Here is a 21,950-nt window from a genome sequence, read left to right on the forward strand (position 1 = left end):
ACTTATTCGCTTTTAGTGGAAGGACTTAAGTTGTGTAATACAAAAAGCAAGACATGAGACTGCAAGTCGACATTTGCTAGTAGACTTTTACATCATATCCTAATGCTCGCAAAGCTTTACTTGTCCGACCGTTACGCGGCGGAGCAACCTCAGGGCGAACCCATCCCACTAATTCGGCCATCGTGTTCAAGCCATAATGCGGCAACCGGTATTGTTTGTCGCGTGCGGCTATGTAGAGTCGTTGCCACGTATCGTCCTCCTTTCCACCATATAGAATAAAATTCAGTACTTCCAAGACGCTCCATCCCTTTTCATTCCTTTGCCGGAGTAGCCAGTTAGCGTACAGGAGGATACGCTCTTCGCGGTTCATGTTCCGGACTCCAGGTTTTCCTAGCGTCTCCAGCTTCATTTTGATAACGTGATCCCGCGTAGCGTGCGTTCTGATGCAAACGCCAGCCAACTCGGCTTCGCTCAAATGTAGGATATTTTCGGGACTAAGGTGATGGTGAATGAATGGTGCGTTGGAGTACAGCATCTCGTCCTCTTTTGACGGCGCTGCGGGCGTGTCCTGCCACCAGCGCATTGCGGCATCTACAGCAGCTCTAGGATTGCTGTAGTTGCGTCGGAAGTAATCCTCATAGGGCTTTGAATTGCCTTCGCCGACGTGGTTGTAATAATAGGCATGCAGAAACTGATCGATCTGCCATCCGAGTGGGATATCCTCTGCGATCCAGCATGGCCGGTGCTGCGCAAGACGTTCACCGATTTGCGCGAGATGTGTCAAAGTCGCGTGCCATTCTGTCTTGAACGCCTCACGGCGCCTGTCGAACGCCTTACGTTTTTCATAGAATACCAGCCCACCCCAAACTGGTGTCTTCCGCAATTCCTTGCCAAGGGCCCATGCTTTCCCGCGCTTAGCCTCGATTTTTTCCATCTCTTCGATCAGTTTTGTGCTGAGCGGAATGGCGACCTTCAGGTTACGTAGCTCGTCAAAGAACCCGTCAAGTTCAACGTCCATGCCGTTTGATTGCAAATCCTCTTCGCTGAGAAATACGCCGGCCTCAATGTTGGTGAACCAAGCGCGATCAGTGAGATTGGCTGACCCAATGTAGGCACCGTACCCCTTCCACCAGATCACCTTACTGTGTAGGCAGTCAGGGATGAATTTGCAAAAAATGTTATCCCGCTCATGCCGCAGCAAGCGCTTCAATAGAGGAATGGCGACAGGCACAGTGTGGTCGTAGCGCATCCAAAGATCGAGACGAAAGCGGTACTTAAGGCAATTACCGATGAAATCATCTTTTTCGTTGGTCGAGTTACCTCCATAGGCAATGGCAGCAAGCACTCCATCAACATCGTCTTCGGGACCCGGAAGGACGTCGGCAAGGTGGCATCCGTTGAGAACATTTGCAACGAATTTCATGTGGCTCCTATTGAGTTGGGAACGCGACTATTGCTTTATTTGCAGTTTAGGAAGAACGATAACTGGGAATCGGCAACGTGCCGGAGGTCATTAAGCTTAGGAGTGAGTGACCTGAAGGGGCAGGCAAGCTGTATCCCTTTTTAATATAGATTGCTCGTCTTTTATCTCCCACAGCAAGATCTATACCGTGCTATTAGTTGCGATACATGGGTAATCGTATTGCGCTGAGCCGTTGGTACTCAACCTCGCCCCGGGAACTTGTTTTGTTAGCGTGCTGGCGGCTGGGAGGTTGTTGCAAATCTAATCGGCATCAGTGTTTCTTTCATGACGTCATTAGCTGCGCCGGTCGGGGCGCTACCGTAGAGCTCGTCGTAAAGATTGGGCCGTGCAAGCTGCGCCAGAAAAGCCTCGCTCGCCCGCACATCTCCGTAGTACATCAGCAGATGTCCGTACATTACCGGAAGCACTTCGGTGATGTACCGCATGGTTGTTTCGCCATCTTTTAGAAAACCCAAAACGGTTCCGAGTTGGTCGCCGAACATTAATGAGCGCGGCCGATACTCTCGTCCCGTTCCGGACAGGCTCAGCCCCGTCCCGATTGTGATTACTGCTAAGTATTCGCCAAACTCATGCCAGTCAGCCAGCAGCCCCAAAAATGCGTCGACAGTCTGCGGAAGCGCCTGTCTGTCCCGATAGTACGACAACACCAGTTCGTGCAGCCGAGCTTCAACCTCGAGCGGCTCGAGCAGGTACAGTACGAAGTGATCTTCTCCCTTAGGCGCAGTTAGCAAGCTCGACAGATTCGATTGGCCCTTACTCGGTTTGACCCGATGTCGGTTCTGTAAAAAATGTACATGCTCGTGCGCGAGGATGGCCGCGATTCGGTGGTCATCATCGCCTGCTTTTCCAAGCACCGTTACCTGCTGATCGTCGCCGGTAAGAGGCACAAAGTAGGCAAGCCCCCGCTTGCGTGATTTTTCGAACCTGCGCAATGCCATCATGATGGTCAAGCGGACAACGAACCGAGGAGCAATGTAGGGGTGAGGCAGAGGTTGTGCCGGAAGAGCCGCTTTGAGATCATCAGTACATCTTGACAAGCTGACTAAAACCGGAAGCAGTTCGGTGGCTACCAACGAACGATCCAACTCGAATGCGCCAAGTACCTCAGCGCTGCGGCGCCAGTAGTTGAGCCAACGACCTGGGCCACGGACCTGTACGACAACGAACTCAAGGTTTGCCTCTTGGCATCGCAGCGGAGCGGGAGGGTAGGTGCCGAAATCTTGGCGCAGCTGTTCTTTTGACGACCGGGCGTAACGCCGATATACACCAAACATAACCACTTTCATTTCGGTAATCTTGCAGCATACTGCGCAACGTTTTTCCTTGCAAGGCCCGGCGCAACCATCGCAGCGATCCTCTTAACGACTGCTCAAGTTTAAATTCGTTCAGTGCGGCCACAAGCAGGCCGTTCAATTTGCATGACCGGTGAAAAATCGTTATTCTGAAAGAAATTGCAGACTGTTAATTACAGGATAGCCGTGACCATTCAACGTGTTGTATGCCCCCCTTTGAGTGAACTTGATACGCTTCGCCAGCCACTGACGGAAGGGGAGCGCATCGTCCTTGACTATTTCTTAGCTTCCTTACCGAGCTCGTGGGAAATTTACATCCAGCCTCATTTGAACGGCTTACGTCCCGATTTCATTCTGCTTCACCCTGAGCGTGGGATCGCCGTATATGAAGTAAAGGATTGGAACCTGGATGCGATGGACTACTTTGTCGAGCAAGAGTATCACCGGCCCCCACGTCTGATGGCGCGCCGGGATGGCCGCACATTTTCAATTGAAGAACATAATCCGGTTGCAAAAATCGCCTTGTACAAAGAAGAAATATTTTCTTTGTATTGCCCCCGACTCTCTTCAAAATCCGGGCTCGGCGCCATTGTCGCCGGCGTCATCTTCCCATTTGCGACTGAGGCCCGGGTGAGGCAGCTGATGCTGCCGATTCAGAAACACTATAGACAAGACGAGTTTAAGTCGTTATATCCGATCATTGGTCGGGAAACGCTCGCCACTATCAAGGATGCTACAGTCAAAAAAACCTTGCGCAGTTTGTATACCGTCGACGAGCGCATGAACGGCGATATCGCCGCCGACTTGCGGCACTGGCTGGTAGAAGCAGACGCCGCAGCCGAACAGCGCCGACCACTGATGAATGACCTGTCGTCTTCACAGAAACGGTTGGTGACGACGAGGACGGCGACCGGGTATCGCCGTGTGCGCGGCGCGGCCGGAAGCGGCAAGACGTTCGTACTGGCTGGGCGCGCGGCCATGCTTGCTGCGGAAGGGAAAAGCGTACTCGTCATCACGTTCAACATTACTCTGATTAACTACATCCTAGACATGTCGGTGCGGTTCACCCAATCAGGGAAGGTGCGCAAGCAGATTGTCGCACTCAACTTTCATTCCTGGTGCAGACGGATTGCCGCTGGCACCGGTAACAATGAACAGTACGACGAGTTGTGGACGCAGGGTTTGCCTGTTGAAACGGTGCTGCGCGAATGCTTGCCCGAGTCCACACAGCAATGGCTAGCAGGGCTACGCGAATCAGAAAAATGGGACGCCATCCTGCTCGATGAAGGCCAGGATTTCCAGCTTTCGTGGTGGATCACGCTGCGCAAGGCTCTCAAGCAGGATGGGGAGGCGCTGCTGTGCGCAGACCGGACTCAGAACATATATGGCATCGCTCCCTGGACAGAGGAGGAGATGAGCCATGCAGGCTTTCGCGGTCCGTGGGGCACGATGGAAGAGTCCTTTCGTCTTTCTCCGACCATGTGCCGCTTGGCCAGACTATTTATTGACGAGTTCTTAGGGGACGCCGAAGTCCAGGTGCCTGAGCCTCTCCAGGGGACAATCGAATACAAGACGATCCTAAAATGGTGGCAGGTTCCACAGGGTGCGGCGGCGCGGTACTGCGTCGCTGCCATGGAGCGCATGATCGTCGACTCCGATCCTCCGATCGCCTTCGCCGACCTTACCTGCGTTGTTGAAAACGAGCGAACCGGGCTCGAAATCGTAGCGTTGCTTAAAGAGAAACGCATCGCCGCCGTGCATACCTTTGGCCAGGGGGAGTCGGCGCTTGAAAAGTATTACGATGGCAAGCGCAAGAAGCAGGCTTTCTTCAAGGGAGACGCACGGGTAAAAGTCACAACGCTGCATAGTTATAAGGGCTGGGAGTCGAAAACGCTAGTCGTCCACATCGGCAATGCCAAAACACCTGCGTCTCTTGCCCTTGCCTATGCAGGCATTACGCGGCTCAAGAAAGACGATTTCGGGTGCTATTTAACTGTGGTGTGCGAAGCGGGCGAATTAGCCGAATATGGGCGCAGCTGGCCGGTTCACCAGAGCTTTCCCGACGACGAGATCGTAACGCAATAAGACGTTAAAAAGATCAACGCTCGGCGTCAGCACAGGTTTCCCAAAGCTGCTCTCTCCTCGAAGAGATTTCTCCTGAAGATGCCTCAGCCAGTTCGTTACAAGGCCCGGTGACAGCCAAAGGGGCAGGCGTCCGATGTCCTAAGATCCTAAGCTGGTCGCGTTCTTCACCCAAGCAGTTCTACTGGCGGGCTTGAAGATTTTTGGATAATTACCGGCACGCACAAACCTTTTTTAAGCTAGAGTAGTGTCTGTTTGGAAACAACCTTTACCTTCTACGGGATGAGCATGAAGCGTGTCGCCTTCGCCCTGGTTTTGCTTGCCAGCGGCTATATGATTTCCCATCTGTCGCGGCCCACGGTGCCACCACTATCCCCAACGGTCCTGACAGAGCTACCCGTTACCAGCGGTCCTGACGGAAAGTACAAGGATTTTTTAGAAACTGGTAAACGTGCATTGCAAGAGCAGAGCAAGTTTATGGCTGCTTCAGTTACAAGAAAAGATACGCTCATTCGATCTATCACGAAGGATATGCTTGTATTTTCGGCCGGCACTACAGTAGTTATCCATTACGTAGCCGAATACTCATTTGGTTTCGATCTCAGGCCAGGAAACTTTGACATTAAAAGCAAAGCGGCCGGTATTGAGCTGCACCTTTCTAAGCCAATTCTAATCGGGCAGCCTGGTATCAAGTCGCAGAGCTTCGAGGTGCCTAATTCGAGTGTCTTCATCAGTGCCAAATCAAATGTTTTAGGTTTATATCAGGGTTTGCCAAAACTCGTTCTCAATAATGGTAAGGTGCTTAGCGGAGAAGAAGCAATTGTTGCGTTATGCGAAAAAAAATTGATTGCTTTCCTAAGCGATTTCCTTGCAAAGCAACCAGGTATTAAGATCGTTCCCGCCATTAAAGTGACTTATAAATAACGAAGAAGTATCGCGGCGTACAAAAGAAGAGACAACAAATGACAATTCCATACATGGCAGTGCAAGGTGGCGGTTTTGCTCTCACTGTTATAGGGAAGGCCATCATGGCCCTCTACGGCGTAGCATCAAACATCAATACCTTCGTCGACGAACACATAGAAGCGATGAGGAACTCTGACAACGCGACGGTTGCGCAAAGTGGACGGGTCCTGGAAGGCGCAAAGTATGGTTTCGGAATCGGATATATCGTGCCAGTCGCAATTATTGCGGTTGGCCAACTTCTGCTTGGGAACCACCTCGCAGCCATAGGAACCGTTGCGAGCGCCGCAGTGCTCGCAAATCCAGTTGCCATGACATGCGCTGCAATCGGTGCCATCTACTACGGTTGGAATGCATTATCGGCTACCGAGCAGTCCGCTCTCCTTCAGCGTTTACATGTAGATCTCGAAGTAGGTGTCGAACTCATCAAAGCCATTATCAGCTTTGTCATTGCCAAAACGAAGGAGCTACTAAGCTCAGAAAATTTTAAGGAGCTCAAGCAGTTCATCAGCGAGGCAGCAGCAACATTTGGCAAAACGCTTGGCGACGTAACCCGCGCCATTAAGGATCATGTAGTTGGCGCTGTCGACACGGTCGTGCGAACTACAGTAGAGGCTGGGCAAACGATGGCAAGTGCTGTCGACTCTATCAAGCAATCCACGTCAGCTGCCGGCGAATCCGTTATTAGTACGCTACGGAAGCTACCTCCCAAGCGCTAGGTCGCGCATGCCACCAGGTATGTCCCGTACAGCTGAGAACCAGGCGGGCTGATTCTTTGCCACCGGCCCTTTCAAGTCGATCTTTTAGGTTTAGTAAGCGTGTTTATCTACCGAAGAATGACAAGATCAAATACTAAGCCAATAATTTTAAGAAGCGGTCACGCCGCTATTATGCGCAGCTAAGCGCTTTTTTAAGGGGATGCTAGGTGAAGTCGCCGAAAGAGTTACGAACTGAGATTCAAACGTTGCGCTGGAGCGTTGATTCGCTTCGAGACGCCCTCCTGCGTAAGGTTCCTGGCGTTAAAGAGCCGGGGTGGGGCATACGCAAAGAATGCGAAAAGGCCGCCGATGCATTGGACTCGCTCCTCAAAGGCCAAGTGATTCCAGACTGGTACAAGGTTGCGGTTGTAGGTCGATTTAAGGCAGGGAAATCATCGTTCGTCAACGAATTGCTAGGGGCACGTCTCGCTGGAGAGGACACTAGTCCTGAGACAGCGGCGGTGACGACATTTCGACATGGACCTACGGTCAAGGCAGTTATACGCTTTGTCGGAGCGGAGGCATGGCAAGAACTCCGTAAACTTCATCAAGAAGACCCAAAGCATGTCGACGCTCACCGCATGAAAATGTGGAGCAGTTTTGATGGGAAAGCTCGCAAGAACTCGGATGGCGAGATTCTCGAGACCTTTGATCTTTCAGCGCTCGAAAGATCATATGTGAAGCCAGGGGGAAACAGTTTAGAGATTATTCTGGACAAGCCCGGCGACAAGGCATCTGAGAACAACTTCAGGCGCAAGTTAAAAGATTTTACCTCCGGAACTCGTCCTCATCATTGCCTGGTGGAGGGCATCGAAATATCCTCCCCATCTCCTCTTCTTGAAGAAGGGGTCCTCTTGGTAGACACACCCGGGCTGGACGATACAGAGCGATTTCGCGTGACCTTGACTGAAAAAGCTGTCGAGGACGTCGATGCCGTGCTTTTCTTGACACAGTCTGGGGTCGCATACGGGCAATCAGAAAAAGACTTCATGTTGACTTTGCTCCGTCGGGGCACGGTAAAACAACTCATTTTTGTCATCACACAGGTCGACAAAACTTATGACCAGCATTTATCCGCGGCCAATGACAACGACGAAGATCCAGAGTCTTTGGCTCAACGTATAAGGCGAGAGGAGCGCCGAATTCGTGCTGAGATCGAAGCGACGCTCAACGAGCTTGGAAGCGAAGACTCTCCCGCCCTGCGCAGGTATCGAGAGCAGCTCGGAGTTGTAGGTTTAGTTTTCACGTCAGCTAGAAAGCACCGGGACTGGAAGGATGGAAAAGACGTAACACATCGAATTCTTCCTGAAGATCCGGGTGGAATTGGGCATATAAAGTTGCAGCTGCTTCAACTATTGTCGACAGAGTCGCGACTAGCTCATGTCTCTCACAACATTGCTTCAGGGGCTAAGTCCACCCTGGACGACTTGCTGGGCACAATTGCCAATCGCCGCGCCGCTCTGAATGGGATTAGGGACGGGGAGGTAGCCGAGCAAAGGCTCGCCACGTTTCGTGTGGAGTTTGAGGCTGTTAGGGAAAGGTTTCAAGCAGCAGCAGAGTCCGACGTCAGCATCCTCCGAAAGAATCTTGAGGCCGCGAATAAAAGGAACAATCACCTTATCGAAACGATAGGGCTGATTGCCGATCGGGAGCTTGGTGACTTTGAGACGAATGACGTCGGTAAGCACTGGAAGACCCGCCGCTCAGGTTATTGGGGATACATGCACAACCTGCAAGGGCGAGTAGCGAACAAGATTTTCCCAAGAGTGCAGGAGTTACTATCAGACATGACGGGTCACTTCGCGTCTTTTGTCGAGCATTTCGAAAAGCATCTCTCAGCGCTTTCTTCATCGAGTGGAGAGCTGGCGGAGAAGCTCGAGCTTGGAGCCAGCCTGCCCTTTGATCTTACTAAAACGCTGGTTGGCTCTTTGGACAAGTCCCTCAGCGTCGCGAACGACCTTATCGCAACGGAAGAGCAGCGGATCATCTCCTTTTTAGATGACTTCGTGTCAGATGAAGTATCCGAAAAAATATCCGCAGCGAGAGAAAAGGTCGCCGATGTGTTTGGTAAGGGGACTACCTATCACCAATCAAACGAAGTAAGGGTCTTCTATGCAGAAGTGCGACGCTTGCTTCAGGAAGCGCTGTCGAGCCACCTTGGAGAGCGCGCGGCTGCTTTCGCCGAATTCCTTGCGGTCGAAGCTGACGGCGTTCCTAGAAATGCTATGGCCGAAGTCGACGCGACACTGGCCGGCGCGGAGCAGGACATCAAAGCCGCCGCGACGGCCAAGATAGGAGGCGAGCGTGAAACCTTTGAGCTCCAGTGCGAAATGATGGTTAGCTCGATCCAGCCTGTCATGGCCGCTTGCGCGCCTCTGCTGGAAGTTGCCGAAATGGCGGGTTCGGAAGCTGATTTTGTTGCGACAATTCCCACGATCTTGGAAGCCCAGCCCGATTTGCATCAGGTCGAGCCCAGCGAAGTGGAGTGGGTCGAATCGACTCAAAAGGAAGCGACAGAAATTTTGGATCGATTCAGGCTCAGCGATGGCGAAAGTGGGTGGCCGCTGGAGAAAGTGTTCAGTTCAAAGCTGTTGTCCGGTTGCGTGCGAATTGCTCTGATCGATCCTTACCTCGCCGCGCCACACCAGGTTCGCAATCTGAAGGAGTTTCTTCTGATCACGGCGGAGGCCTCTAAACCAAAAGAGATCGTTGTGGTGACGTCAGGGACGTGGAACGACGGAAATGGTGCGAACGTCCGCATCATGGAGCAGGTTGGGAACGATCTATTCCGCTCCTACGGAACGGTCCTTACAATAAAAATAGACCCGACAATTCATGATCGCTATGTGATTTGCGACCATGGCTTACTTTATAAATTGGGTAGAGGACTCGACATCTACAAGCCGGCTGTCGGGCTGGCATCGCACCGGCCCGCTAGTCGCCGTGTCCGCCGGACAGATATCGACGTATTTGCTACGGAGGCCTTCAAATCACGTTCCGACCCGTCAAGCCTCCGTCAACAGCCCGTCGAGCTAGCGGACGGCTGACGGCTGAGTCTGATGGATCGGCTTTTGAACGTCCGAAAATTACGTGTTTTGCATGACTGAACATTTAGCGCATATGGGTGAGGAGCTCACCCATATGCGCGCTTCCTTGGGAGACTAATAAGACAAATGGATCGTCTGCTTCAAATCGGATTTCGGGACATAGGCCGCTGGACGTTGGCAGGCGATGGCCTACAGTTACAACTTGACACACTACCGACGCACCGTCGGGCGTTATACGCGTTCGCGACGGAATCGACGTTACTGTATGTTGGCAAGACGGTGGGAACGTTACCAGGGCGGCTACAGGCCTATGTTTCGCCCCATCAGAGTCAGCGGACCAACGTGCGAAATCGTGCTGCTCTGCTCGATCTACTGCGCGCAGAGACGAAAGTTCGCATTCTCGGCTGGATTGACCCCGGATTGCACCGCGTCGGCCCGTTTGATCTGAACATGGCAGCGGGTCTGGAAGACAGCATTATTGCTCTGCTAGCGCCCCCATGGAACGGTGCTCGGATGTTAGAAACGCGCAGGGCAGCATCTCCCATCCAACCTCAGGTCCTTATCGAGGTGCCGTCAGAAAACTTGTCGATATCGTCTGCTTCAGATGGGGGAGCACAGCTTTTAGCGGCGGCAACTGCGAAGAAACTTGCTGTACCGCTAACCTCAATCCCGAACACAACTCAATCAAGCGCGCACGGAAGCGTCACCGGCTCTACCTTCACAGTACGACTGGGGAAAACCTACTACGAGCGCGGCTTCTTTAACGTCCCAGTTGCCTTCTCCGAGCTATTTGGTTCCCATGGCGCGACCGTAGATCTGTATTGCGGCACGGAGCGCGCGCTCGTGCGCGCGATCCTCGACAGGAAGGCCAATCAGCAAAGTGGAACCCCACGCATCTATGGCAAGATTGAGCTGGGCTATTGGTTTCAGCGTCGCTTCAAGCTCGACGATGTGCTCAAGGTAACGGTACTGAGCCCGACGGCAGCTGTTCTTATGTGAGCGAAGGCTAGCAGGACATTGGTGTCGTTTGGTTGCCCTTTATCCCCCAACATGTAATGTACACCCAGCATATAGGTCATCCAGGGCGTGGGCTGGTGTTATCTGTTGATCAATGCTATTGAATTCATTTCGGCCGACCCGCTAAAAGATGTTGTAGTTAGCTGAGGCGCTGTACGGTCGTTGTCCGGTCTTTCGCGGTCATCTGGTCCAGTTCTGGTCCACATTAAGGGCTAGTGTTGTAAACTTTCCTTACTGTTCGATCATGGCTAAGTTGTTGATTTCAAAGGAGGAAGGTGTTGGCTGGTGCTGCACGTCGACGTTGTGCTACACGGGCTCATAATCCGTTGGTGCCCGGTTCGACTCCGGGGAGGCCTACCAATTCATTGTGCTGAATTAAGGGCGCCGCTCGCCGTGCTTGAGGCGCTCTGTGCACCTTTTTTGTGCTCGGCAAGCGGCGCGCTCATTGGCTTGCGGTGTTCAGCGGGGCACCGATGACCGCGGCGTTCCGCACCCTCTTCACTGGCGCCAAATTCCCGCCACACGATTCCCCGACGACTTCGCCTCAGGTTGCACCTCCTTGTGGCGTTGGTGCTCCGCCGCGTAAAACCCAGCCGATTGTGTAACGTCAATTGACCAGATCCATCGACCATTAGACTGGTCAATAGGTCCGGCAAGCATGGACGTTTCCATAGGGAGCAGCATGGGCACGAGCAAGGGCACGCCTCGCATGCGTTTTCATCATCGACAGGTTTTCAAGCGCCCGGTTCGAGAAAGCGGTGCCGTGGCAGTCATGGCGATCGGCGCCATCATCATCATCTGCGGTTTCTGCAGCCTGGCCCTGGACCTTTCCCGCGTCTATAACCGCAAGATGGAATTGCAGAGTGCAGCCGATGCCGCCGCAATCAGCGCCGCAATCGAACTCGACGGCACAAAGTCGGGCCTGACAAAGGCGGCGCAGAAGGCGGCCGCCTTGTTCGCGATCCCCGTCGTCTACGGCGGTCCCGGCTACGGCTATGTTCCTGAGGCGATGGACTGGACGGACGACGCCATCAAGTTCGCTGCCTCGCCGGACGGGCCCTGGCTGTCGGCCGGCGAAGCGGCCTCGAAAAGCGTTCCCAACGGTCTCCTCTACGTCCAGATCGATACCAGTCAGCTCGATGCGTCTTACGGACAAGTGCACACGCTGTTCCTGCCTGTTGTCGCCGGAGACGCGGTCATCGCGTCGACAGGCGCACGCGCCGTCGCCGGCCCGACAGCCGTCGCCGTGGTGCCTTTTGGCATCTGTGCGATGCACGAGGATGAAAAGCGCAACCGTAACGGCGAGCTGGAGGAGTTCGGATTCCGGCGCGGCGTGAGCTACGATCTGATGCAGCTGAACCCGGAGGCCACGGGCACAGGGCAGAGCTTCCTGATTCATCCCTACACCGGTCCCGGCGCCACGCCTAGCTTGCCCGACGATTTCGATACGGTCGCCCCTTCCGTTTGTACCGGAATGATGGGGATTGCACGGGTTACGGGAGGACGGATTTCCGTGTCGTCCCCATTTCCCCTCAGCGACTACTACCAGCAATTCAATTCGCGCTTCGATTCCTATACGGCGCCGTGCAGTCCCGATACTGCCCCGCCTGACAGAAACGTGAAGCCGTATAAATTCAATGATGGCAGCGTCTCCTGGATGGACACGGCCCCGAAAGAGCAGGCATCGGTTGTGTACGCGGATCTGGCCAACAGCAAGCGCTGGACGGTGGCTGGGCCTTATCCGTCGCCAGCCGGCACCGCGGCAGAAGATTACGGGCCGCTGTGGTCCTACGCCAAGGCAGTCAGATATGCGGATCCGATGCCCTCTGGCGGCTACGTCGCTTTCACGACGTCGAGCTGGAAGGATTTATATACCCCGGGACAGCCCAAGGCGAAAAACGGCTATCCGGCATCGACGCCTTATCAGAACGGCGGCCCCTCGTATGCCACGGCGCCCAGCCGCGCCGGCGTGCGGGACAGGCGCGTGTTGAATGTGCCTTTGCTCTCCTGCCCGGTGTCCGGCAGCAGCGCGACCGTCAAGGGGATCGGCAGGTTTTTCATGACCGTACTGGCGGACGATACCCATTTATACGCCGAGTTCGCCGGACTGGCGGAAGAACAGACTTTGCGCGCCCGAGTGAGGTTATACCCATGAAGCGATCGTTCAGGCGATGTTTCCGGCGGACGGAACAGGGAAGTGTCGCCGTCGAAACGGCCATCGTCCTGCCGGTACTGATCTTGTTCCTTGCCGTCCCATTTTTTCTGGCCCGCATCTTCTGGTACTACAGCGTGGCGGAAAAGGCGGCGCACGACGGCGCCCGTTTCCTGACCCAGGCCAGCCGGATGGAAATCCAGGCGTCCACGGGCGGCGCGGAACCCGGCGTCGCGGCCCTTGCAAGAGCCATCGCCAATGCTGAACTCGATGAAATCAGGCCCGGACTCGTCGGCGCAGCGGCCGCCGCCCAGTGCGATGGCGTCCCCTGCGACGGACTGAGCATTCCAAGTATGGTGCGGGTCGTGGTGCGGATACGCGTGCGCGACGAGATTTTCGGCTTCATCACCGACCCACTCTTTGGAGAAGACGGACTGCTCCTGACGGCAGACGTCACGATGCGCTATGCGGGCAACTAAACCACCTGTCAGGCTGCGGCCGGGCCGCGGAAAACAGCAAGGCGTTGCTGCCGTGGAGTTTTCGCTCATTGCCCTTGTCTTCTTCCTGCTGTTCTTCGGCATCGTCGAAGTGGCGCGCGCGATGTACGTCATCAATACTCTGCAGGAAGTGACCCGCCGCGCAGCCGCGCTGGCCACCAACACCGACTTCAGCAATGCGGCGGCGATGCAGCGGGTACGGGAACGCGCCATTTTCCGCGACTCGCCGGGATTCCTGACCCTCGCGGAACCGGTGACCGACGGGCACATCGTGATCGACTATATGTGGATTCAGCGGACCGGGACGAGCATGACCATGAAGCCGATTCCCTCGGGCTCCTTGCCTGCCAGCCCGGCCGCCAACTTTGCAAACTGCCTGGGGGATCCGTACAGCGATCGCTGCATCCGCCTGGTGCGCGTCCGCGTGTGCCAGACCGCCGGCGCCGACGACTGCGAGCCGGTGGTCTACCGCACGCTGGTGTCGCTGCTGCCGTTTTCATTCGGATTGCCGGCATCGATGACGATCGTCACTGCCGAGACCTTGGGGATGCCTGCCGGCGTTCCGTGCGCATGCCCGTGATGGGCCTGCGGGATGGCCTTGCGCAAGCCTGGCCATCCCTTGGCTACATGATGCTCATATCGCCGGGTCGCTCTCGGCAAGCGCGGGACGCGGGCGGCGCTTGGCCAGCAGGTCGAAGCGGTCCAGGTTCATGACCTTGCTCCAGGCGGACACGAAGTCGCGCACGAATTTTTCCTTCGCATCGTCGCTTGCGTAGACCTCGGCCAGCGCCCGCAGTTGCGAATGCGCGCCGAAGACGAGGTCCGCGGCCGTCGCCGTCCACTTCGGCGCTCCCGTCGCCCGGTCGCTGCCCTCATAGATGTTCTTGTCCGACGCCGACGGCCGCCACGCCGTGCCGCTGTCGAGCAGGTTGACGAAGAAGTCGTTGGTCAGGACGCCTGGCCGCCCGGTGAACACCCCATGCTTCGATCCTCCATGGTTCGCACCCAGGGCACGCATGCCGCCCACGAGTACCGTCATCTGGGGCGCAGTCAGCTTGAGCAGGTTGGCCCGGTCCAGCAGGCGGGTTTCGGGCGACAGGGGATCGTCGGCCCGGAAATAGTTGCGGAACCCGTCGCCCAGCGGTTCGAGCACGTCGAAGATGTTCACATCGGTCTGCTCCTGCGAGGCATCGGTGCGCCCCGGCGTGAACGGGACCGTCATCTCCACGCCGGCTTGCCTGGCCGCTTCCTCGACCGCGGCGCACCCGGCAAGGACGATAAGGTCGGCCATCGACACCTTCTTGCCGCCGGACTGGGACGCATTGAAGTCGCGCTGCACCTGTTCGAGCGCCGCCAGCACCTTCGTCAGCCGCGCCGGCTCGTTGGATTCCCAATCCTTCTGCGGAGTCAGGCGGATCCGCGCGCCGTTCGCGCCGCCGCGCTTGTCGGTGCCGCGGAAGCTGGCCGCGGCGCCCCATGCAGTGGACACCAGATCCGCAATGCTCAGGCCGGTGCCGAGGATCGTGCGCTTGAGCGCGGCGACATCCTGCTCGTCGGCCAGCGCGTGGTCGACCGGCGGCACCGGGTCCTGCCACAGCTGCGGTTCAGGCACCCAGGGCCCCAGGTAGCGCGAGAGCGGCCCCATGTCCCGGTGCAGCAGCTTGAACCAGGCTTTGGCAAAGGCATCCGCGAGCTGGTCCGGATTCTCGAAGAAGCGCCTGGCAATCGGTGCGTAGACCGGATCCTCGCGCATCGACAAGTCGGTCGTCAGCATCATCGGCGCGTGCCGCCTGGCCTGGTCGTGGGCGTCCGGCACCGTTCCCTTCGCCTCGGGATTTTTCGGCGTCCATTGCTTCGCACCGGCAGGACTGGTCGTCAGTTCCCATTCGTACTTGAACAGGTTTTCCAGGAAGCCGTTGTCCCACTTGACCGGATTGTTGGTCCAGGCGCCTTCGAGGCCGCTGGTGACCGTGTGCGGGCCCTTGCCGGTGCCGAAGCGGTTGTGCCAGCCGAGCCCCTGCTGCTCGATCGGCGCACCCTCGGGTTCGGCGCCGACATTGCCGACCGCCGGGGCCGCACCGTGGGTCTTGCCGAAGGTATGGCCGCCGACGATGAGCGCCACCGTTTCCTCGTCGTTCATCGCCATGCGCGCAAAGGTTTCGCGGATGTCGCGGGCGGCGGCCAGGGGATCGGGCTTGCCGCCGGGGCCTTCGGGATTCACGTAGATCAGGCCCATCTGCACGTTGGCGAGCGGTTTGGCGAGTTCCCTTTCTCCGCTGTAACGCTCGTCTCCCAGCCAGGTGTCTTCGGGGCCCCAGAAAATGTCCTCCGGCTCCCAGACATCCGGCCGGCCGAAGCCGAAGCCCATGGTCTTGAAGCCCATCGATTCCATCGCTACATTGCCGGCCAAGACCACCAGGTCGGCCCAGGAAATCGCCTGTCCATATTTCTTCTTGAGGGGCCAGAGCAGCCGGCGCGCCTTGTCGAGGTTGGCGTTGTCCGGCCAGCTGTTGAGCGGGGCGAAACGCTGCTGGCCTTCGCCGCCGCCGCCGCGGCCATCGGCGATGCGGTAGGTGCCGGCGGCGTGCCAGCTCATGCGGATGAACAGGGGGCCATAGTGGCCATAGTCGGCCGGCCACCAGTCCTGCGAGGTGGTCATGAGGGCGATGAGGTCCTGCCTCAGCGCCTCGACGTCGAGGCGCTTGAACTGCTCGGCATAGTCGAAATCTTCCTCGAGCGGGCAGGACAGGTGGGAATGGGTGTGCAGCACCGACAGGTCGAGCTGGTTCGGCCACCAGTCCTTGTTGCGTCGCGGGCGGCCGGCTTTCGGTGTCGGGGAGGGAATGGCTGGGTTCTCGCTTTCACTGACACTTCGCGTGTTTTCCTTGTCGGACATAACGGTCTCCATCGGCTAGCGACTGCGTTGTAGATGTTTTGTCAAAAGCAGGTCTAGCCTAGGCCAGCATCGGTCGCGGCACAATCAAATTCTATTAATGAAGCCGATAGCATCAGCCATCCCGGGCCGCTTCTTCCCTGTCATCGGCTGCCGGTTCCGGCTATGCTGAAATTCGTCGCCAGGAGGGACAGCATGGACACCAATGCCGGCAGAAACATCGTCGCAATCGACGCCATTCCATTGCGAATTCCGTTTTCGGCAGGCGGGCGTCCCGATGCCGGACCATGGGGCGGGCGAGGGATGAAGGCGGTCGATGCGCTGATCGTCAAGGTGACGACCGAGCAGGGCCTGACCGGATGGGGAGAGAGCTTCGGCTTGACCGCCGTCCCGGCCGTGAAGGCGGCCATCGACCACCTCGTCGCACCGCTGTGCATCGGCCAGGATGCCGCGCTGATCGGCCAGCTGATGCATCGGCTGCAGGTGGCGTTCCATCTGTTCGGGCGCAGCGGACCCATCATGTTCGGCCTGTCGGCGGTCGATATTGCGTTGTGGGATATTGCCGGTAAGGCGGCGGGGCAACCGGTCCATCAGCTGCTCGGAGGCGCCGGGGCCGGCAGCTTGCCCTGTTATGCGAGCCTGATCCGCTACTCGGATCCCGAGCTGGTCAGGCAGAACGTCCGGCGCGCGCTGGATGAGGGCTACCGCCACATCAAGCTGCACGAAGTCCGCGTCGATTGCGTGCGGGCCGCACGCGAGGAAGCCGGAGAGGAAGTGAACATCGCGCTCGACGTGAATTGCCCATGGGATGTGCGCGAAGCACTGGACATGGCGGATCGGCTTCGCCACTACAAGCTTCACTGGCTGGAAGAACCGGTATGGCCGCCCGAAGACTACGATGGCCTGGCACGGGTGCGGAAAGAGGGCGGCATTCCGGTCGCCGCCGGCGAGAACGCATCGACCCTGATGGAGTTCCAACATTTGCTGCAGGCTCAAGCCGTCGATTTCGTTCAGCCGAGTCCGGCAAAAATGGGGGGCATCACCGAGTTGCGCAAGGTATTCGCCCTGGCCAGCGCCCACCATGCCACCGTCATGGTGCACACGTTTTATGATGGCCCGGGCCTGCTCGCCAGCGTCCATTCCAGCGCCGCGCTCGGCAACCGGCATGCACTGGTCGAGTGGCGCTACTTCGACCTGGAAGCGCAGTTGTACGGCGCCGCGGGCATCCCCGTGCAGGGCGCGCTGGCCGTCCCCCCGGGCCCGGGGCTCGGGCTCGAACCGGATGCGGATGTGATTCGCGATTACCGGGTCGCGATATAGCAGGGCGTTGCAGGCGGACTTAGCGATGTTCCGTCACGCCGACCTGCCGGCACATGTCCAGCACTGGGCAGGTCGAGCAGCGCGGCCGGTTCCCGGTGCAGATATGCTTCCCGAAAGGCACCAGCAAGCGGTTGATGTCGATCCAGAATTGCTCGGGCAGTAATGCTTCTAGCGCCAGCAGGGTTTTCTCGGGTGTCGACGCCTTCACATAGCCCCAGCGCCCGGTCACCCGGTGCACATGGATGTCGACGCTGATCACCGGGATGCCGCAGGCGACACCCAGCACCAGGTTGGCGCACTTGGGGCCGACACCGGCAAAGGACAGCAGCACCTCGCGTTCGCCGGGCAATACGCCGCCGAACGCCTCTTCCACCTGGCGCGCGATCACCAGGATCTGCTTGGCCTTGCGCTCATGGAAGGTGCTGGGATTGATCAAGCCGTCCAGCTCTTCCCAGGAGAATGCGGCGATGGCCGCCGGCGTGCGCGCTCGTGCGAACAGCGTGCGCGAGACCGGCAAGGTCACCTCGTCATAGGTGCGGATCGAGATGATGCAAGCCAGTAACTGCTCGAACACCGAGGTATAGCCTTCCTCGGCCAGCTGGAAGAGGGCGGCCTTCGGCCAGGGCTGCACGGCCTGCTCGATGCGCCCGAGCGCCACGCCGATATCGAATGGCTGCTTGTCCATGCGCCTGCCTCCGGTCATCGTGACGGTCCGCCGAGCATACCCAAGGCGGCGATGGCCTTCTGTCCCCGGCCGCACAGGACGAAAAAAAAGCCCGCATCGAGCGGGCTAGGGAAAACGGAAAGAAATTCAAGCCTTGCGACGGCGAGCGATGCCGGCGCCGGCCAGGCCGATACCGATCAGCACCAGGATGCCCGGCTCAGGCACATCGGCGCTCTTTTCGGTGTATGACAGGAAGACGCGGTCGCCGCTGTACATCGACACAATATCGTTGCCCGTCAAGTTGTACGACCAGCCCGAGGTGAGGGAGCCGTTGTAAACGTGGAAGGACAGCCCCTTCGACAGCTCGCCCTCGGCCTTGCCGAACTCCACCTGCACGCCATTGCGCAGGAAGATGTCGGCGCTGTACAGTTCGGTGATCTTGTTGGTGGTGAAGCCCCAGGACCCGTAACCCTCAGTACGGTAGAAATTCAGTCCATTCGACCAGTTATCCAGCTTGGCGCCGTTGTTGTCGGAGGTATGGTCGGCGTAGGTGATCTTGGTCACCGCAGCATAGCTGCCCGCGCCGAGAATGTCGTACTGGCCCGCGGCGCTTGCAAAACCCATCATCAGGTGCGTGCCTTGGCAGGCATCCAGCACGTTGGCGATCGCACTCGACGCATTGACCGCCGAACGGTGGCATTCCTTCCAGCCCCAGCCTGTAACGGTGGCGGCGCTAACGCCGGCTTGGATGCCAGTAGGAACGACGCCGGCCTGTGCCGTCATCGGCAGGGCAAGGCTAGCCAGCAGGGAGAGGGTGGTGACGAACTTGAAGTTGCTCATGGGAATCCCTAATTGTTATTGAGGTAATTGAGGATTCCATTTAGCAATTTGCATGCCAAACAAATAAGTAGTTGATTCTTATAAATACAGCATGCTAAGCGCCAGCAGAGTGTAAAGAAAGTCGACACCACGGGGGCCATCAACTGATCCCGCGCTCCAGGCCGCCCTGGCGGTCGAGCACGTACTGATCCAGGTCACGCGCCAGGAACAGGGGACCGTCATAGGCCGTGCGCGCCTCGGCCTCGATGGCCGACACCGACAGCGGGCCGTCGCCTTCCTGGTAGCGCGGACTGAAGTGGGTGAGCACGAGATTCCCGACCGCCGCCTGGGCCGCGAAGCGCGCCACCTTCAGCGCCGAGCTGTGCTGCGGTCCCAGCCCCACCTTGTCCAGGATCTCCTGGGTGTAGGTCGCCTCGTGTACGAGCACATCGGCCCCATGCGCCTGCGCGGCCAGCAGCTCGGGCGTGTCGTTGTCGCCGGCGATGACGACAGTGCGCGGCCGTCGCCCCGGCAGCAGGTAGTCTTCGGCGGCGAGCCGGCGGCCGTCCGCCAGCGCGACGTCGCGGCCCTGCTGGAGTTCGCCCCACAGCGGCGAAGCCGGAACGCCGTCCGCCTTCAGCCGTTCAAGGTCGAGCTTGCGTTCCACCCGCGCCTCGGTGAAGCCGTAGGCATAGGAGGGCAGGCGGTGCGACAGGGGCGCGGCGCTGACCCTGAACTCCGGCAGCACGGCGGCATCGGGCAGCTCTTCCGGAAGCAGGTAGGAGACCGGATAGGGCAGCCGCAGCTGGGTCGATTCCATGATGCATTCGAGCATGGGACGCAGGGGCGCCGGCCCCACCAGCACCAGCGGCTCGGTCCGGTTGAGCATGCCGGCGCTGGCCAGCAGCCCCGGCAAGCCGTAGCAATGGTCGCCATGCAAATGTGTGATGAACACCGCCTGCAGGTGCACCAGCGACAGCGGTGCGCGCAGCAGGCGGTGCTGGGTGCCTTCGGCGCAATCGACCAGTACCCATGGGCGCGCGCCGCGCATGCGCAGCGCCACCGCCGACATATTGCGCTGCCGGGTCGGCGTGCCCGAGGAAGTGCCGAGAAACAGGAGCTCCATAGCTAGTCTGCCCACTATGTCATGACGATCCATTATCCGGAAAAGATGGGCGTCCCGGCGCGAGCCCGCTCAGCAAAGCCGCCGCCCCGGTTCAGGCGGCGCCCTCGGGACCTTCCATCCACGCGTTGAGCTCGGAATAGCGGGCGGGACCCGCCGGCGGGGCGTCGAGCGTGCCCGTGGCCAGGAAGTGCTCGGTGACTCCCTTGACATAGCCGAACATGCCTTCGGCGATGGCCGAGCCGGCGCTCAGGCGGCGCACGCCCAGTTCGCGCAGCTGCGCGAGCGGGGGCAGGCCGGGGACGGCCATCACGTTCAGCGGCAGCGAGGTCCCGGCCACGATGGCGGCGATCTCGCCCGGGTCGCGCAGGCCGGGCACGAACAGGCCGCTGGCGCCGGCTTCCTGGTAGCGCGCGGCGCGTTCGAGCACGGCCGCCACCCGCCCGCCTTCGGGCGCCAGGCCGCGCAGGTAGACGTCGCAGCGCGCGTTGATGAACAGGCTCACGGCGCGCTTCTGGGCGGCGCGGCGGATGGCGGCGAGCTTCTCGCACATCAATTCGGGCGTGCCGGCGCCGTCCTCGATGTTGATCCCGACCACGCCCACCACCATCAGTTCGTCGGCCACGCGCGCCGCCTCGTCCGGGTCGTCGCTGTAGCCGTCTTCCATGTCGACCGTCAGCGGCAGGGGATTGGTGGCGGCGATGCGCGAGGCGGTTTCCACCAGCAGGTGCGGCGGCAGCTTGCCGCCGTCGGGGTAGCCGTGGGACCAGGCGAGGGCGGCGCTGCTGGTCGCCAGCGCCGGCGCGCCGGCCCGGGCGGCAATGCGGGCGCTCCCCGGGTCCCAGCAGTTCGCCAGCAACAGCAGGCCTTGTTCGTGCAGTTCGATAAATTGGCGATCCAGGCTGTCGGACATCGTGTTCTCCTTGTTGGTGTTCATTCCCTGCATGATGCCATGATTGCAAGGCCCTGATTGGAGGAGAGCGAACTCCCTGTTCCCGGCGCGGTCACAGAAAACGAGAAGGCCGCCATCGGGGCGGCCAGGCTCATGACTGACAACAGGAGGCATCATGAGAATCAAGCCAGGGTTCGCCGCTGCCGCGGCGTGGCTGTGCGCGGCCGGCGCGCAGGCAGGTGTGTGTGAACAGATGGGCTCGTCGTCGATACCGACGGTGGTGGTCAGTCCGCAGGATACCGGGCAGATGGAAGGAAGATTCGCCCTGTCCAACGGCCAGCGCGTCGAACTGCGCAGCATGAGCCAGGGGCTGGTCGCCGACTTCGGGCGCTCCAGGCCGGTGCGGCTGCAGGAAGTCGAGCGCAACGAATTCCGTTCTCTCGACGGCTCGGTGCGCCTGCGTTTCCTGCCCGACCCGGACAAGGATCGCATCGTGCTCAGCTATCCTGTCGACCGGAACGGCCGCTTCGTGAAGGTGTGCTGAGGTTCAGGCCCCGCCGGACGGTTCCCGGGGCGCAGGCGGGGCCTGGCGCAAGGTGGGCAGGTAGCGCCACATGTAGGTGCTGACGGCGATGCCGGTCGCCAGCAGCAGCGCCTGCAGCCCCAGGTGGTCGATGCGGCGCATCGCGCCGAGCAGGGACAGCCACAGCAGCGCCGTGGCGACGATCTTGGCCTTGCGCGGAATGCCGCGTCCTTCCTCGAAATTGCGCAGGTAGTCGCCGAACACGCGGTGCGACAGGAGCCAGCGGTGCAGGCGTTCCGAACCGCGCGCGAAGCAGGCCGAGGCCAGCAGCAGGAAGGGCGTGGTCGGCAGCAGCGGCAGGAAGATGCCCAGGATCCCGAGCGCCAGCGCCAGCACGCCGGCAATGTTGTAGAACAGTCGCATGC

Annotated in this window: 18 protein-coding genes and 1 tRNA gene; 11 read left to right on the forward strand and 8 right to left on the reverse strand. The window is 58.7% G+C overall.

Translation table 11 applies throughout. The annotated features are described in order from the left end of the window. Positions 1–76 precede the first annotated feature (76 nt). Both J8847_RS10205 and J8847_RS10210 read right to left on the reverse strand, forming a co-directional pair. Positions 77–1,423 (reverse strand): phospholipase D family protein, encoded by a 1,347-nt coding sequence (locus J8847_RS10205; protein WP_211524585.1) that lies wholly within the window; start codon positions 1,421–1,423, stop codon positions 77–79. A 266-nt stretch (positions 1,424–1,689) separates the two neighbouring features. Beyond that, the gene (locus J8847_RS10210) at positions 1,690–2,769 is read right to left on the reverse strand and encodes a hypothetical protein (protein WP_211524586.1); all 1,080 of its coding nucleotides are present in this window, start codon (positions 2,767–2,769) and stop codon (positions 1,690–1,692) included. A 192-nt stretch (positions 2,770–2,961) separates the two neighbouring features. Here J8847_RS10210 and J8847_RS10215 point away from each other — a divergent pair, with 192 nt between their 5' ends. The 9 genes from J8847_RS10215 to J8847_RS10255 all read left to right on the forward strand — a co-directional run bounded on the left by J8847_RS10215 (position 2,962) and on the right by J8847_RS10255 (position 13,871). Further along, positions 2,962–4,860, forward strand: a complete 1,899-nt coding sequence (locus J8847_RS10215) for an NERD domain-containing protein/DEAD/DEAH box helicase (RefSeq protein WP_211524587.1) — start codon at positions 2,962–2,964, stop codon at positions 4,858–4,860. Positions 4,861–5,145: 285 nt separating this feature from the next. After that, a complete protein-coding gene (locus tag J8847_RS10220; RefSeq protein WP_211524588.1) occupies positions 5,146–5,781 on the forward strand; it encodes a hypothetical protein in 636 nt (211 codons plus the stop codon). Between the two features lie 38 nt (positions 5,782–5,819). After that, positions 5,820–6,539 (forward strand): hypothetical protein, encoded by a 720-nt coding sequence (locus tag J8847_RS10225; RefSeq protein ID WP_211524589.1) that lies wholly within the window; start codon positions 5,820–5,822, stop codon positions 6,537–6,539. Positions 6,540–6,745: 206 nt separating this feature from the next. Further along, positions 6,746–9,625 (forward strand): dynamin family protein, encoded by a 2,880-nt coding sequence (locus J8847_RS10230; protein ID WP_211524590.1) that lies wholly within the window; start codon positions 6,746–6,748, stop codon positions 9,623–9,625. A 126-nt stretch (positions 9,626–9,751) separates the two neighbouring features. Next, a complete protein-coding gene (locus J8847_RS10235; RefSeq protein ID WP_211524591.1) occupies positions 9,752–10,624 on the forward strand; it encodes a hypothetical protein in 873 nt (290 codons plus the stop codon). 287 nt (positions 10,625–10,911) lie between these two features. Further along, positions 10,912–11,002 (forward strand) — tRNA-Ser (locus tag J8847_RS10240). A gap of 322 nt (positions 11,003–11,324) precedes the next feature. Then, positions 11,325–12,797 (forward strand): pilus assembly protein TadG-related protein, encoded by a 1,473-nt coding sequence (locus J8847_RS10245; RefSeq protein WP_211524592.1) that lies wholly within the window; start codon positions 11,325–11,327, stop codon positions 12,795–12,797. Beyond that, positions 12,794–13,273, forward strand: a complete 480-nt coding sequence (locus J8847_RS10250; protein WP_211524593.1) for a TadE/TadG family type IV pilus assembly protein — start codon at positions 12,794–12,796, stop codon at positions 13,271–13,273. Before J8847_RS10245 ends, J8847_RS10250 begins: the two co-directional genes overlap by 4 nt. Positions 13,274–13,325: 52 nt before the next feature. Then, on the forward strand, positions 13,326–13,871 hold the full coding sequence (locus tag J8847_RS10255) for a TadE/TadG family type IV pilus assembly protein (protein ID WP_373999872.1): 546 nt from the start codon (positions 13,326–13,328) through the stop codon (positions 13,869–13,871). Between the two features lie 54 nt (positions 13,872–13,925). Here J8847_RS10255 and katG read toward each other — a convergent pair whose 3' ends face one another. Further along, positions 13,926–16,187, reverse strand: coding sequence for a catalase/peroxidase HPI (gene katG / locus J8847_RS10260; protein WP_211524595.1), 2,262 nt, complete (start codon positions 16,185–16,187; stop codon positions 13,926–13,928). 192 nt (positions 16,188–16,379) lie between these two features. On the opposite strand from katG, the gene J8847_RS10265 reads away from it, so the two are divergent. Then, positions 16,380–17,504 carry a mandelate racemase/muconate lactonizing enzyme family protein gene (locus J8847_RS10265; RefSeq protein ID WP_211524596.1) on the forward strand — a complete coding sequence of 375 codons (1,125 nt, stop codon included), beginning with the start codon at positions 16,380–16,382 and terminating at the stop codon, positions 17,502–17,504. A 19-nt stretch (positions 17,505–17,523) separates the two neighbouring features. Here the strand turns inward: J8847_RS10265 and nth are convergent, their stop codons facing one another. From nth to J8847_RS10285, 4 genes are all read right to left on the reverse strand, one after another. Further along, complete coding sequence (nth, locus tag J8847_RS10270) at positions 17,524–18,189, reverse strand: endonuclease III (protein ID WP_211524597.1); 666 nt, start codon at positions 18,187–18,189, stop codon at positions 17,524–17,526. Positions 18,190–18,315: 126 nt separating this feature from the next. Continuing rightward, the gene (locus J8847_RS10275; RefSeq protein ID WP_211524598.1) at positions 18,316–19,008 is read right to left on the reverse strand and encodes a PEP-CTERM sorting domain-containing protein; all 693 of its coding nucleotides are present in this window, start codon (positions 19,006–19,008) and stop codon (positions 18,316–18,318) included. A 139-nt stretch (positions 19,009–19,147) separates the two neighbouring features. Beyond that, positions 19,148–20,113: an MBL fold metallo-hydrolase gene (locus J8847_RS10280; protein ID WP_211524599.1), complete on the reverse strand. Its 966-nt coding sequence runs from the start codon at positions 20,111–20,113 to the stop codon at positions 19,148–19,150. 91 nt (positions 20,114–20,204) lie between these two features. Then, entirely contained in the window at positions 20,205–21,047 is an 843-nt protein-coding gene (locus J8847_RS10285) for an isocitrate lyase/phosphoenolpyruvate mutase family protein (RefSeq protein WP_211524600.1), read from the reverse strand. 130 nt (positions 21,048–21,177) lie between these two features. Here J8847_RS10285 and J8847_RS10290 point away from each other — a divergent pair, with 130 nt between their 5' ends. Further along, entirely contained in the window at positions 21,178–21,546 is a 369-nt protein-coding gene (locus tag J8847_RS10290; RefSeq protein ID WP_211524601.1) for a hypothetical protein, read from the forward strand. Between the two features lie 3 nt (positions 21,547–21,549). Here J8847_RS10290 and J8847_RS10295 read toward each other — a convergent pair whose 3' ends face one another. Continuing rightward, positions 21,550–21,948: a YbaN family protein gene (locus J8847_RS10295; RefSeq protein ID WP_211524602.1), complete on the reverse strand. Its 399-nt coding sequence runs from the start codon at positions 21,946–21,948 to the stop codon at positions 21,550–21,552. Between the last annotated feature and the right edge of the window lie 2 nt (positions 21,949–21,950).

It is taken from the genome of Massilia sp. AB1, assembly GCF_018119385.1.
Classification (GTDB): Bacteria; Pseudomonadota; Gammaproteobacteria; order Burkholderiales; family Burkholderiaceae_D; genus Telluria.

Bases quoted from the DNA above. Each gene is read 5' to 3' on its own strand.
- J8847_RS10205 (WP_211524585.1), bottom strand. From the start codon at position 1,423: ATGAAATTCGTTGCAAATGTTCTCAACGGATGCCACCTTGCCGACGTC.
- J8847_RS10210 (WP_211524586.1), bottom strand. From the start codon at position 2,769: ATGAAAGTGGTTATGTTTGGTGTATATCGGCGTTACGCCCGGTCGTCA.
- J8847_RS10220 (WP_211524588.1), top strand. From the start codon at position 5,146: ATGAAGCGTGTCGCCTTCGCCCTGGTTTTGCTTGCCAGCGGCTATATG.
- J8847_RS10225 (WP_211524589.1), top strand. From the start codon at position 5,820: ATGACAATTCCATACATGGCAGTGCAAGGTGGCGGTTTTGCTCTCACT.
- J8847_RS10235 (WP_211524591.1), top strand. From the start codon at position 9,752: ATGGATCGTCTGCTTCAAATCGGATTTCGGGACATAGGCCGCTGGACG.
- J8847_RS10245 (WP_211524592.1), top strand. From the start codon at position 11,325: ATGGGCACGAGCAAGGGCACGCCTCGCATGCGTTTTCATCATCGACAG.
- J8847_RS10250 (WP_211524593.1), top strand. From the start codon at position 12,794: ATGAAGCGATCGTTCAGGCGATGTTTCCGGCGGACGGAACAGGGAAGT.
- katG (WP_211524595.1), bottom strand. From the start codon at position 16,187: ATGTCCGACAAGGAAAACACGCGAAGTGTCAGTGAAAGCGAGAACCCA.
- J8847_RS10265 (WP_211524596.1), top strand. From the start codon at position 16,380: ATGGACACCAATGCCGGCAGAAACATCGTCGCAATCGACGCCATTCCA.
- nth (WP_211524597.1), bottom strand. From the start codon at position 18,189: ATGGACAAGCAGCCATTCGATATCGGCGTGGCGCTCGGGCGCATCGAG.
- J8847_RS10275 (WP_211524598.1), bottom strand. From the start codon at position 19,008: ATGAGCAACTTCAAGTTCGTCACCACCCTCTCCCTGCTGGCTAGCCTT.
- J8847_RS10280 (WP_211524599.1), bottom strand. From the start codon at position 20,113: ATGGAGCTCCTGTTTCTCGGCACTTCCTCGGGCACGCCGACCCGGCAG.
- J8847_RS10285 (WP_211524600.1), bottom strand. From the start codon at position 21,047: ATGAACACCAACAAGGAGAACACGATGTCCGACAGCCTGGATCGCCAA.
- J8847_RS10290 (WP_211524601.1), top strand. From the start codon at position 21,178: ATGAGAATCAAGCCAGGGTTCGCCGCTGCCGCGGCGTGGCTGTGCGCG.
- J8847_RS10295 (WP_211524602.1), bottom strand. From the start codon at position 21,948: ATGCGACTGTTCTACAACATTGCCGGCGTGCTGGCGCTGGCGCTCGGG.